Origin of the sequence: Membranihabitans marinus, assembly GCF_021729155.1 — a bacterium.
Lineage (GTDB): Bacteria > Bacteroidota > Bacteroidia > Chitinophagales > Saprospiraceae > Membranihabitans > Membranihabitans marinus.
The window spans coordinates 38,871-52,706 of the sequence record NZ_JAJQYA010000036.1 but is presented as its reverse complement, the minus strand read 5'-3'; the positions used below and the strand labels follow the sequence as shown (position 1 = coordinate 52,706).

10 protein-coding genes are annotated in these 13,836 nt (G+C 38.3%); 8 read left to right on the top strand and 2 right to left on the bottom strand.

The features are described from left to right. Positions 1 to 6: 6 nt before the first annotated feature. Positions 7 to 2,658, bottom strand: a complete 2,652-nt coding sequence (locus LVD51_RS17100) for a TonB-dependent receptor (RefSeq protein ID WP_236972583.1) — start codon at positions 2,656 to 2,658, stop codon at positions 7 to 9. Between the two features lie 306 nt (positions 2,659 to 2,964). After that, a complete protein-coding gene (locus tag LVD51_RS17095; protein WP_236972582.1) occupies positions 2,965 to 3,987 on the bottom strand; it encodes a helix-turn-helix transcriptional regulator in 1,023 nt (340 codons plus the stop codon). Between the two features lie 112 nt (positions 3,988 to 4,099). Between LVD51_RS17095 and LVD51_RS17090 the strand changes: the two genes are divergently transcribed. From LVD51_RS17090 to LVD51_RS17055, 8 genes are all read left to right on the top strand, one after another. Beyond that, on the top strand, positions 4,100 to 4,789 hold the full coding sequence (locus LVD51_RS17090; RefSeq protein WP_236972581.1) for a hypothetical protein: 690 nt from the start codon (positions 4,100 to 4,102) through the stop codon (positions 4,787 to 4,789). A gap of 52 nt (positions 4,790 to 4,841) precedes the next feature. Beyond that, positions 4,842 to 5,171 carry a hypothetical protein gene (locus LVD51_RS17085; protein WP_236972580.1) on the top strand — a complete coding sequence of 110 codons (330 nt, stop codon included), beginning with the start codon at positions 4,842 to 4,844 and terminating at the stop codon, positions 5,169 to 5,171. Beyond that, the gene (locus LVD51_RS17080) at positions 5,171 to 5,470 is read left to right on the top strand and encodes a hypothetical protein (protein WP_236972579.1); all 300 of its coding nucleotides are present in this window, start codon (positions 5,171 to 5,173) and stop codon (positions 5,468 to 5,470) included. Before LVD51_RS17085 ends, LVD51_RS17080 begins: the two co-directional genes overlap by 1 nt. Before the next feature lie 3 nt (positions 5,471 to 5,473). Then, complete coding sequence (locus LVD51_RS17075; RefSeq protein ID WP_236972578.1) at positions 5,474 to 7,114, top strand: PepSY-associated TM helix domain-containing protein; 1,641 nt, start codon at positions 5,474 to 5,476, stop codon at positions 7,112 to 7,114. An 86-nt stretch (positions 7,115 to 7,200) separates the two neighbouring features. Then, complete coding sequence (locus tag LVD51_RS17070) at positions 7,201 to 9,564, top strand: TonB-dependent receptor (RefSeq protein ID WP_236972577.1); 2,364 nt, start codon at positions 7,201 to 7,203, stop codon at positions 9,562 to 9,564. Between the two features lie 18 nt (positions 9,565 to 9,582). Further along, positions 9,583 to 10,833, top strand: coding sequence for a DUF4374 domain-containing protein (locus tag LVD51_RS17065; protein ID WP_236972576.1), 1,251 nt, complete (start codon positions 9,583 to 9,585; stop codon positions 10,831 to 10,833). A gap of 623 nt (positions 10,834 to 11,456) precedes the next feature. Next, the gene (locus LVD51_RS17060) at positions 11,457 to 12,740 is read left to right on the top strand and encodes an enolase C-terminal domain-like protein (RefSeq protein ID WP_236972575.1); all 1,284 of its coding nucleotides are present in this window, start codon (positions 11,457 to 11,459) and stop codon (positions 12,738 to 12,740) included. 3 nt (positions 12,741 to 12,743) lie between these two features. Next, positions 12,744 to 13,826 (top strand): plastocyanin/azurin family copper-binding protein, encoded by a 1,083-nt coding sequence (locus LVD51_RS17055; protein ID WP_236972574.1) that lies wholly within the window; start codon positions 12,744 to 12,746, stop codon positions 13,824 to 13,826. Positions 13,827 to 13,836 lie beyond the last annotated feature (10 nt).

Here is a 13,836-nt window from a genome sequence, read left to right as displayed (position 1 = left end):
CTAATCTTACTTCCCAAAAGAGGGAAGTAGAATAATATTATTTTTAAACAAAGACACAGTTAAATGAACTATCCCGTTGACTGTGCTCCAACCTTTGTAATAGATTTCATCCGACATATTATTTACTTTCAATCCTATTCGGTATTTATCCGCATTGTAATAAATCGTTGCATTGTAAATGGTGTACCCGGGCAAAGTAAATACACCAGATACGGCATTGTTCATCATTAAGTGTTCAGAAGCTCCATTCAATCCAGCTCCTATACCAAAATTTTTAAAAAAACTTTTATCTCCAAATTTGAAATCGGCCCATAAGTTATAAATATTTTCCGGCCCAGCTTCTTCAGGTCTTCTTCCCTGTAAGGCATCGTAGACAATATCTGTTTTTGAACTATAAGCATCAGTTATTTCGCTATTGTTGAGAGAATATGAAGCTCGAATGTTCAATCCTTCAAATGGATTGGCATTTACCTCGAATTCAAAACCTTTGTTCACTGTTTCAGCAAGATTGATTCTCAGTGGAAAAAGTACTCCATTGGGATCTGAATTAATGGAATTATTTACGGTTATTAAATAATAACTAATACCGGCATTTAGCTTTCCTCGAAATAAGTTGGTCTTGATACCTCCCTCAAATTGTTTGGCTTCAGTCGGATCGAAAGTGTCAACAGTGCCATCGTTATTCACCACTGGATCGTTGTTGATAAATCCGGTCTGATAGTTGGCGAATAAACTGAGCTTTTGCGCAATAGCCTGGTATAATATCCCTGCATTGGGAGACAAAGTGGTTTTGGTATAATCATCTAAAGGATCTGATTTTTCACCATCTTGATCAAAATGGTCAAGTCTCAAACCCAGATTTATCGTAAGATTTTTAGTAAGGCTAACGACATCGGAAATATAAGCTGCATATGTTTGGGAACCAGTATTAATATCCCTGATGGGAACTTCACTAAAAATTGCGTCTAAGTTTGCCTTGGAAACTGTGTAAGTCGTATTAGGGGTAAATGAAGTAGGTACAATATCACCATTTGCAGAGAAAAAGCCATCGAAATACGGCAAACCACTCAATTGAGCAGCAATTACATCACCATAACCTTCGTTCAATGTGTTTAAGGTTTCTATTATGAAAGGGAAATTGGAATTTTGAGCTAATAAGGGATTGCCATTTCTGTTTCTAGAGGATTGTTCTCTATAGACATAGTCTAGGCCGATAACCATTCTATTGCGCACTTTGCCCAGATTAAAATCTCCAATAAGGTTTTGTTGAAAATTGGCTTTTGTCCCATCGGCATCCCGCTTATCGTATATCCTAGTAAACACGTCTTGTGATAGCAATTGATTTGCTTCAAATAAAACTTCATTGACTTGTTCTTGTAACGGAGGATAAGGAGTAGCCGCCAAGGGAGCCAATACTCCAAATGCTGCACCGGCACCTTCAATCATATATTGATAATAACCTTTTGTTTCGGAATGGGTACTTGCCAGAATAGTCTGAGAATTCCATTGGTCTGATATTTTAAAATCGGCAATGGCTCTGGTATTCAGTATTGGACTGGAAAGGGTCACATCATTTGAGGTGAAGGATTTCTCAGGGTCAATTCCTAGCTCTTCAATATTATTGGAGACCATGGGAATTCCCCTTCTCACAAATAACATGGAGGGATTGGTTTGTTCTGTTGAAGAATATTCAATTCCCAGAGACAGATTGAGGCGATTGTTTACTCTGTAGGTTAAAGATGGTGCAATGAAATATGTTTCTCTAGAGCCCGCATCTTGAAAGCTACCTTGAGTGAGGTAAGAGGCATTCATTCTAAAGAATAAATTGTCTTTTCTATTCAGCGGGGTGTTGAGGTCTGCTGACACACGGTGTAACCCAAACGATCCTGCGGTATAAGAAACACTACCTCCAAATCCTTCGTAAGGTTTTTTTGTGACCACGTTTATGAGCCCCCCTAATGAGGTGACAGTACTCCCAAACAATGTAGCAGACGGTCCTTTAATCACTTCGATGCGCTCAATATAAGAGGGATCGATGGCGCTAAATGTAAATCCAGGGAGGCCATCAACCAATGCGGGTTGGGTAGCATAACCCCTGGTTGAAAAGTATCCTGTTCCCTCCCCAGGTGCTCTTCCTGTAGATTCCCATAATTTACTAATCCCAGTAGCATTGTTGATGGCATCGTCAAAATTGGTGACAATTTGCGATTCGAGAAGCTCAGTGGTTATTGTGCTGTAAGTTTGAGAATTTTCCATGTCTTGCAGTGGAAGTTTAGAAACATATGCCGTGTTTTTTCTTGAAAATTTATTCCTTCTAGAACTGGTTACTACTATTTGTTGAAGTAATTCATTCCCTTCCAAAAGGGTGATTTTACCCATGTCAACGACTTGATTGGATGGGACATTGATGGCAACTTCTTTTGTTTTATATCCCAAATATGAAATTACTATTACGTAATCCCCTTTTGCTAAGTTGTCAATTTTGAAATATCCATTTTCATCAGATTGACTTCCTTGAGTAGTTTTCTTTAGATAAAGGTTGACACCTATTAAGGGATTGTTGTTTTTGTCGGCGATGTTGCCTTCAACAGTAGAATTTTGTGAAAATCCCATGGTTGAGATCACTAATATTATTAATACAGTAAAAATATGTTTCATTTATTTTTATTTAGATTTAATATAGATAACGACTTCGGGTCAAATGTAAATAATTATTCAAATTATTTATAATAAATCTAAATAGTATTTTGTCAATTCATGTGAGAGGTACTTTATGTGACTCAATCTTATTCCTTAATGGTATTACATTTTTAAGGAATATAAAGTATGTTGGCCAAGGAATACTCACAAAAATTGAAATTGCCTTAGCTTTCAATTCGAGAACTTTATTATTTTTCCTACGATTATGTAAATCTTAGATCTTCTCAGTGAATCTAGGTGGATAAATTGGACATTTTGATAATGTTATACATACTCTCGAGGCGATCGACCAAATTTCTTTTTAAATGCAGTAGAAAAGTGTTGACTGTGTTTATATCCGACCCTCTCTGCGACTTCTTGAATTTTAATCTCTTTTTGTTTTAGCAGTCTCAAAGCCTCTTCCATTTTGAGATCTTGGACAAAGCCAAAAACGGTTTGTCCGTACAGGGTTTTAAACCCCTTTTTAAGTATAAATTCATTCGTGCCTACTTTTTTTGCCAAGTCTTTTAAGGACAATGGATGAATGTAATTTTTTGTAACAATGTCTCGGGCAAGGATAATCTTCTCTTGATCTCTGGCAGGTAGTTTGTTTTCTGTCGTCTGATTTGGAAGGGTTGTCGTCGTGAGGAGTAATTCAATTAAGCGCAATTTTATAAGTATTTTACGATATGTATCTGATTGGGGAGACAAAATTATGTCATTTAATAACTGTGTGATTCCCGTGGTAATGGGTTTGAATTTTGACCAAAGCACTGGTTGATCTATCTTCTCCAATAGTTTGTTGATGCCATTAAATTCTTCTAATTGCACCAGAGAATCCTTCAAAAAATCTGATTGTAATTGAATCAGAATACAATGGATGTTTTTGTCTTTATAGTTGATAAATAGAGAATCGTGTTTATGTATATTGAATGAATGAGGGGGAATAATATTGGATTTATTGGGCTGAATATAGCCTCTTCCCTCGAATGCAAAAATAAACTGAAGAGGTGCCTGCTTCTTATTTATATGTATGGATATAGCATCATGGAGTGCTATTTTAAGGTCATAGATTTGAAATTCTTTAAAATCACTAATAGTCAAATCGGCTTTTACAGAAGCGGTGTTTATCTCATACAAACCCTCCATTGATCCGATATTACTCCTTTCTTCTTCTACTGTTGTAAAGGGTATTTCAATGTTGTCTTTGGCCAAACTTATTACTAAATCGGTTCGCCCTTGATTTGAAGTAGAATTCATTCCGTTTGAAGTATTTTTCTTTCCGTATGTCGTAGTTCTAGTGTTCAAAATAAGGCTTAATTTTGCGTCAAAGATATTATTTTAATTTAATCTAAATAAAAATAACAACGATATCTTATTTAATAATGGAAATACAATTCAATTAAAACCAAGCCATATCATGAAAACAATTTTACAATCAATTCTATCCTTATCCATTTGCTTTTTGACCATTTCAAACATAAATGCTCATGCTCTTTTCATCCAAAGTCAATCTGAGGCTAAGAAGGGTAAACTCTTGGAAATACAGGTGTTTTATGCAGAGGCAGAAGAAGGTAAAAAAGAGAAAATAGAAGACTGGTGGGCCAATGTCGCCGATTGTGTACTCATGGTTACTTTGCCCAATGGGGAAGAAGAAAGTCTAGAACTCACTGCTATGGACGATGTAATGATAGCTGATTTCACCCCTAATCTTGACGGTCAATATACCTTTTGGATATCCCATACAGTAGATAAAATCGTCGGAGAAACTCAGTACGAATTCAATAGTCAATTTTCTGTTGTCGTGGGAAAAAACGCAACAACTGCTAGTCAGCCAATTTCAGGGATAACTTTTGCCAGCATAAGAAAGAAAAATAAACCTCTGTCTTTGCAGTTTTCATCGGAAAAAACTTCTGGCAAAAAAGTGAATATAACTGTGTTCTCTCCCAGTGGATGGCAACGCAGTCTCGCCGTTACCGATCTTGGTTTTTATCATTTTATTCCCGAATGGAAGGGAGATTATATGATAGAGACTTTTGAGAAAATTAAAGTAGACGAGGCCTCGCACAAACAGGTAGTTAAAATTTATACGACTACACTGTCCATTTAATATTTATCGTCAACGGATCCATTCCTTTTCTATTTGTTTTATCTAATATACTATGATATCTATTATAATTCTCAGTGCTGTTTTAGGTTATTTCTTGATTTACTATTGTTCGAAGCGAGTAGTTTTTCTTGGGGATAATGTCTTATTGCGGTGGGCGCAAGCCCACACAAGACGGAGCAAAATAGCTGCAGGAATGATATGGGGCCTCGGATTTTATTTGTCATCTCTTGAATGGGGAATAATGAGTGGGATATTTGCGTATTTCATTGTCGTAATGACGGTGGCTAGCCTCGTACTCTTGCTCTATCCCTTGGAGTTGTTCAAACCGCAAATTATTATGGCAGTATTTGCGATTCTATTCACCTTAGAAATTCTCATATAATGCCTGCAAATAAAAAATATTTAACCAATACACCTCTTCAGGCCTTTGCTAAAATATCAGCCGGATTTGTTGGCGGTTATATGGTGACTGAAGGTCTTCATCTAACAATGGCCGTATTCTTTGATCTAGCCAATGCTGTGATGACATTGCGCTACTTGGGCTTTGTGATGTGGGTGGGCTTGATGATTGTTGCATTGTTATTTAAAAATGGATGGAAAGCCTGGCTTTTGTATCTCATTATTTCCTTGATTTTTTACGGCCTTATTTCTTATGGTAAAATTTTATATCCAATCACTTAAGTTATGTCAAATAGAGTATACAATATAATGTTTCACAGTCATACCATAAGTGGTATTATTATTAGTGCTTTATTGTACGTAATCTTTTTTACGGGATCCATATCCTTTCTCCGGGATGAAATCAATGCTTGGGAGCGGGATGAAGCCATCGAAGAAGATTATTTTCAAAATTTGGATTTTGATGCAGCGGTTGACCATCTCGAAAGTGAATATCAGCTATACGGAAGAGATATTTCTTTTTCTCAGCGCTATCACGAGCGTCGGTTGGCGGCATCGATGACGTCTTCCAAGGATACCTCGATAGCAAAAGCAGATAATCGCAGGGCCTTCTTTTATATGGATTTGGAAAGTGGGGAAAACAGAAAGTATGGAGCCAACTATTCATTAGGGGAGTTTTTTTATAGACTACATTTTTTCGCCCAACTCAATTATTTCGGTCGATCTGGATATATGTTGGCCGGATTGGTGGCTTTCTTTTTTCTTTTTGCCATAGTAACAGGAGTCATCGTTCATTGGAAGAAAATATCGAGCAGTTTCTTTGTCTTTAGACCAAAAGCCAAATGGAAGACCATTTGGACCGATGCCCATGTAGCATTGGGTATATTGGGCCTGCCCTATCAATTTATATTCGCCGTCACCGGAACATACCTTATTATAGGCTATACTTTTATGTTGCCTCCGGTAAAAACTATTTTATTTGGTGACGACAAGGAGAAAATGGCCGAGGTTCTCGATCCCGATGAAGACGAGGAATTGGCTTTGACCTATAATGTATTAAAGGATCTGCCATCTATTCAGCCCTATGTTGTCGCCACAGCAGAAAAATGGCCTGAGGCAGAAATTCAACAATTACAGATCTTGAATTACGGCGATGAGAGTATGAGGGTCAAGGTGTCAGTCCGACCTAAATATCAATCCTCATTAATGGGTTCAGGATTCGTCCTCTACGATGGCATTTCCGGTGAAGTCATCAATGAAAATGATCCCTTTTTATCGACATCCTATATAGAAGGAGCTACGAATTTGATACAGCGATTGCATTTTGGTGATTATGGGGGCTATGGTATGAAGTTGATCTATTTTTGTTTGGGTATCATTTCTTGTTTTGTGATCATCTCAGGTGTATTGATATGGTTGGTGGCAAGAGATAAGAAAAATATTCATCCTCGCAAGCGAAAATTTAATACCTGGTTAGGCTATATATATCTGTCGAGTTGTCTCAGTTTGTATCCTGCTACTGCGATAGCATTTATAGCGGTCAAAGTTTGGGGCTACGATTTGGGCGAGGGACGAAAGGCATTTATTAACGAAGTGTTTTTTTGGCCATGGTTGGTTTTGTCATTGTTCTTTATCATTAAACGCAATAATTATTTTACCCAATATATGACCTTGCTATTGGGCGCAGTGTTAGGAGCTATTGTTCCATTGGCCAACGGTTGGATGACTGGAAATTGGCCTTGGGTTTCCTTTGTCAAAGGCTATGATCAAATCTTTGTAGTCGATGTTTTTTGGCTCCTGCTCTCCATTACTTCGTTTTTGGTTTTGTTGAAGATGAAGAAAAAAGAAAATCCAATTATCCAATCAAAGGTAAAGGTTTCGGAAAAGGTGAAAAATTCCGAATGGAGTATAAAGACTTCCGTATAGCGTAAATAGGGTGGCAGGCGATTGACTTAGTTTTGCATTGAATGTATACAGTCTAAATATTACTTATTTCTAACAAATTTAAAATCATGAAATACAATATATTATATACTTTATTGGTATGGTGTATGGGCTTAATTCAGATGGCTTGGGGACAAGAAACAGAGTTGTCTGGTAGGGTAACCAATGCAGAAAACCAACCAATAATTGGGGCTAGTATTGCCCTAGAAGGCAGTCCGTATGGTGGTATTTCAGATGAAAATGGGCGATTTGTCATTCGAGAAAAAATCGAAGGGGAATACACTTTAGTAGCCTCATATCTCGGTTATACTACCTATCGACAAGGAATAAAAGTAAATGTCGGAGACAAATATAAGTTTGCGATTAAATTAGAGTCCGCAGCCATTACCATTGACGGAATCACGGTGTCTGGTAAGACCGAATTGCGTGAAGTGCGTGAAAAAGCTTACAATGTTACGGTTATTGATGCCCTGCAACTGCACAATACTACATTGGATGTCGGCCATGCCCTCGATCGAATATCAGGGATACGGGTTCGAGAAAGTGGAGGAGTAGGTTCTCAGATGAATATTTCCCTAAATGGATTTAGGGGTAAACAAGTTCGCTTTTTAATCGACGGTATTCCTATGGACAATTTTGGTTCAGCATTTCAAATGAATAATATTCCCATTCATTTGGCAGAACGCATTGAAGTTTACAAAGGGGTTGTACCTATTGGACTGGGAGCCGATGCTTTGGGTGGCGCTATAAATATTATCACTCGTGCCCAAAAGCGCAACGAGCTGGAAGCATCCTATTCATTCGGATCATTTAATACCCATCGATTCAATATTTACGGTGTGTTCACAGGTGAGAATGGATTGATTGCCAAAGTCAATGCCTTTGCCAATTATTCTGACAACGACTATAAGGTAGCTGTGGATGCGGCCGATATCAATACCGGGGCATATTTCCCAAAGCAAAATTTAAGGAGATTTCACGATCAATATCACAATCAAACCCTTATTGCCTCTATTGGGGTGAGAGATGTATCTTATGCAGATCATTTGTCCGCAGAAATGACGGTGGGTAGCAGTTACAAAGAGATTCAGACTGGGGCACGGATCGTAACTGTTTTTGGAGCATGGCATAGAAGGGGAACCATCATAAAACCCGCTCTGAAGTATCAGAAAAAAGACTTAGGTATTGAAAATTTAGATCTAACCCTAAATGCACATTACAATTTTGGTTCTGAACAAAATATCGATACTCTCAATCGAAGGTATAATTGGTTGGGACAGTATAAGGAGTATGAGAACGATGGTGGGGAACGGTCTTATTCTACCTATAAATACCGAAACAACAATGGGTTGGCCATGGCCAATCTTACTTATCGACTGAACGATGGCAGTAGTTTGGTTTTGAGCAATACTTTTAATTCCTTCAACCGACAGGGAAGCGATGCCCTATTTCCAGATAACGATGCATATGATAGACCAAAGAAAAATCTCAAAAATATAAGTGGTTTAGGTTATAATTTAAAATTTGAGGAGTGGGATGGTTCAATTTTTATGAAGAACTACAACCAACAAAATTATTTTTCTCAGAGTTATAATCCCACTGGTATATATGGAGATGTGGCCTATGTAAATGCTCATAACAGTACCAATTTACTGGGTTATGGTCTGGCCGTCAGTCATTTTTTCAATTCCAATTTTCAAATAAAGACTTCTTATGAAAAAAGTTATCGAATGCCAGAAACCGAGGAGTTATTTGGGGATTTGATCAACTTAAGAGGGAATCTTAGCCTTCGGCCAGAACACAGTCACAACATTAATCTTGGAGCTGATTTTTGGTGGAATATAAAGGATGCTGAAAAACTTCACATTAGTTCCAATCTGTTTTATCGCAATGCCAAGGATTTTATTCGACCGCGATTAGATAACAATCAGACCATGCAAATCATGGACAACTTGGGCAAAGTCATCAATATGGGGATTGAAACCGAAGTGCGTTACCACCTCAACAAGTCATTTAACATTGGCGGGAATCTTACCTATCAAGATTTGAGAAACAATGTTCAGTACGAGGAAGGCCAAACGGTGGAAAGTGTGGTCTATAGGGACCGAATTCCCAATATGCCATTTTTATATGGCAATGCCGATGCCAGCTATACTTTCGACAATCTTTGGAATAAGGGGCATAAATTGACTTTGGGCTACAATGGACTTTATGTTCATGGGTTTTACCTGTATTGGCCGAGTTTGGGCAACGACAAATTGGATATTCCAGATCAGATATCTCATGATGTAACTCTGACCTATAGCTTAGGTCGTAAAATGCAGTTTGTTGTTGAGACAAGAAATTTAATGGACAGTAAGTTGTACGATAATTTCAGTTTGCAAAAACCTGGTCGCAGTCTTACGGGGAAGATAAAGTATACATTTTTATAATTTAAATCATATAACAAAATGAATAAACCATATTTTTTATTGGTAGCCATTTTTTTGTCATTATTTTTCATCAGTTGTGATAACGACGATAATGGTGATACGGGGGATCCAGAAATTCCTTCTGGTGATGTTACAAAATACGTCATTGCTGCTACACCGACGGCATCGGAGGGGGTGGCCGATTATCTATTGACAGTCGATGATTTGACCGGTGGGGTAATAAGTACACAGGGCAATGGTGTAGAGCAGGACGGTACTTATCGATACTATGTGACTAGTAATAACAAGTTTTACAGTTTGTTGTATGGTCAGGGTAATCCCGGAGCCGTGACAACATATATTCTCGATGCCGATGGTGAATTGGAGAAAATATCTGATTTTCAATCGGAAACGGTTCAAGCTTTTGCCCCTATTGGTGATGAGATATTATTGGCTAAAATTTCTAGAAATATCGATGAGCCTTTTGCATCGTGGTATCGCTTGAGTACAGAGAGTAATCAGTTTGTAGGGGAAGGGCAGATTAATACCGAAGTATTGGCCAACAATGGAGAAGTGGCTTTTTTCACTTGGATTACTGAGGTTGATGGCAAGGCCTATATGCCTTATATGAGTGTAAAGGCTTGTTGTAATGATCGATTTGGAACCAGCTATCCCGATAGCGGTTGGATAGCGGTATTTGACTATCCAAGTATGGAGTTTGAAAAGGTTATCACCGACGATCGAATTAGTGGAATTGGACGATATTTTACCAATGGTCTCAGCGTGGACGAAAAAGGTGATGTCTATGCAGTATCTTCAGCTGTTTCTAGCAACAATGGCGAACTGACTGCCTCAAATCCAGGAGCAATTGTTCGGATCAACAGTGGAGAAGACGAATTTGATCCCAATTATTTCTTTGATTTAGAGCAAGCTTCTGGTGGATATTACCCGACCTTTCACGTATATGCTGGTCAGGGAAAATTTGTACTCAATATGGAAGCTGTAGCAGATCGTGGCACCTATTCTACAGGAAAGAAATATGCTATTGCCGATGTGTATAACAAAACCTTTACCTGGGTGACCGGTCTTCCCGATGCCGATGATATAGTATTGGTTACCTCGCGAAATAATTTTGCTTCTGCCGATGGCAAAACTGTAGCTGTAGGAATTACGACTCAGACTTCTAGTTATGTTTACAATATTGACATAGCAACAGCTACGGCGACACAAGGACTGGAAGTTCAAGGGGGAAAGATTACCGCCATTCATGAATTGTCTTATACAGAATAATTGACCTTCATCTAATCATTAGTGTTGAGAGACTGTCTTGAGAAAGGCAGTCTCTTTTTTTATAATATATATCTAATTGTATTAGGGATATATTCTGGGGTTTATGTTTTGATGGAAGTACTTTGTCCCAGGAGACTTGCTTTATTAAATGCATTTGGTATTATTACCTCGAATCGCTCTAAATTCAAAGGTTGGGTAATGATAGAGAAGACATCAGTCCGGATTTTTTGTAACGACACGACTGAGTAGTCTGAAAGACTACCTATTGCCCATTGAGGGCATTTGATGAAGGAGCCGGGCTTCGACAAAGCTCAGTCACCGCTTCCTCCGTGTTTCGGGTGGGTTGGCATTGTGGATTGAATATTGTGGATTGAGAATTACTTTTTCGGCGAATGATTATCGATTCTTTGAAATATTGTGATTAATTAAATATCTTACGGTAACGTACACCATTGGTTTATAATTTGGGTCAATTCAAGAATTGTCCCTATTTTATTTAACTTCCACTTGAATAGAAAAGAATGGTAGTAATTATAGTAGTCATTAATGTGGAAGTTAATATTGTAATTGTATCTCGGAATACCTCGATTAATCTTAATAATTAAAATACACTCTTATATAATATGAATAAAACCATTTGCATCGATTCGACAAGATCAAATTTTGAACGTGAAAAATTGAGAATTCCATTTGGGTTTAAGGGGGGATATTTGTCCGAACTGTGGCAAGTGATGGTGAGATTGACCAGTAAAGCCAATACCTCTACCATAGGCTTGGGGACTCAAAGTGTATTGTACGGAGACGCAGATTTATTCGGCAATACCTCAGAAGCTGGAGGAAATGCCATGATGTATACCCTGACTGAACGTGCCTTATCTCGACTTCGACAACAGTGTTTTCATCACCCCATAGAGTTGTTCGAGCGAATATTGCCACAGGTCAAAAACGATGCCTTGGCTATAACCGGTAAACCAGATATAAACGAAAATTTTATTTTAAATGCCCTTATCGGAATCGACAACGCCGCGTGGTTACTCTATGCCAGAGAAAATAATTATCTCAGTTTCGATGAAATGATACCAATGCCTTATCGATCAGCGCTATCCCATCATAATGAAAAAATAGGTATAATGTTTCAAGTGTCTTACAATATGCCGGTTTCTGATATTGTGGAAGCTGTGAATAATGGTTATTTTATTATAAAAATAAAAACAGGACAGTCGGGTAGCCAAGAGGAAATGTTGCAAAAGGATATGGCGCGAATGACAGAAATCCACGAAGCCCTTAAAAATAGTCATACTCCGCAGACTCATGATGGAAAGATTATTTATACTATTGATGCCAATGGTCGTTATCACAAAAAATCTACATTGGAACGATTTGTCCATCATTGTCAAGACATAGCCGCACTAGACCAAATATTGTTTATCGAAGAACCGCTATGTGAAGACAATACAGAAAACGTCGCCGATCTTCCCCTTCCAATTGCAGCCGATGACAGTGTTCACACTGAAGCAGATGTAATCCAACGGATAGAATTGGGATACGGGGTATTGGTGTTGAAAGGCATCGCCAAAACCTTAAGTTTGTCAATGAAGATGGCAAAATTGGCCTATGACAATGGATTGCCTTGCGTGTGTTCTGATTTGACGGTAAATCCACTGTTGGTGGATTGGCATAAAAATTTGGCCGCTAGATTAACGCCCTTTCCCAAGCTAAATATGGGAATAATGGAAACCAATGGTGATATGAATTATGCCAATTGGGAAACCATGAGATCATATCATCCCGGGGGATATGGACCATGGACAAAAGCCAATGCAGGGGTCTTTGAGTTAGATCAATCTTTTTACGCCACAGGAGGAGGAATCTTTGAATCATCAGATTATTATGATGCTAAAGTTTAAATAATGAAGAGTCTGAAAAATATATGGCTATCTATAATAACCCTTTTAATTACTACTTCAGGGTCTATTTCACAGACTGTTGAGCTAAAAGCGGTGGGAGGATTGCAGTACGATGTGGTACGATTTAAAGTCAAGCCTGGTGGTAAGGTGAAGTTGGTATTGAAAAATACCGATGATATGGACCACAATCTAGTCATTACAGAAATAGGGGCCAGAGAAAAGGTGGTCAAAGCAGCTTTTCAATTGGCGGAGAAGGGGCCAAAAATGGAATTTATTCCCGATATATCAGAAGTATTGTACAGTATTGGTGTGATATCGCCAGGTGAAGAAAAAACGTTGACTTTTACGGCCCCCAGTAAAGAAGGCGTTTATCCCTATGTATGTACTTATCCCGGTCATGGTAGTTTTATGTTTGGGGCAATGTATGTGACCAATGATGAAATGCCGGAATTGTCAGAAGATCTTCATGTGCCAGAATCGAGAAGAAGTGGTCAAATGGCAGCTTCGTCTCATGATCATCATACTCAAAAAAAATTCCATCCCTATGAAACTACCCCTCCATATATGTATAGGATTTTTATGCCAGATTCTGGACCGGCTTCTATCGCTGTGCGATTAAGTGAAGATTTGTCTTATTGTTGGGATGCGGTACGGTGTCAATTGAGATATGCTTGGTCTGGTGAATTTGTGGATCCATCCGAGCCATGGTCTATCAAAGGGGATGCAATGGCAAAGGTCTTGGGGGAGAAATTTTATATAGAAAATGAAAACTTCCCACTTCACATTGGCAATAGTCCTTCTGAGGTAGAGTATCGAGGCTATCGATTAAATAACGATGGTTTTCCGGAATTTTTATATACTGTCAATGGATATTTGGTGCATGAATTACTATTGCCTATGAGAGATAACAATGGCATACTTAGAAAATTTCGGATTCCCGATCTCGATCGAGATTTGGTGGTAGAATCCAGCCCACAAAAGATGAGTAAGGTCAGTGTTAGTAAAGGCTCAAAAACTAGGTCAGGTTATGAATTGTCGGCAGGGGAAGGGAAGTCCTTTGAGTTGTCTATTGACCGTTTAAAATAATGAAAATATG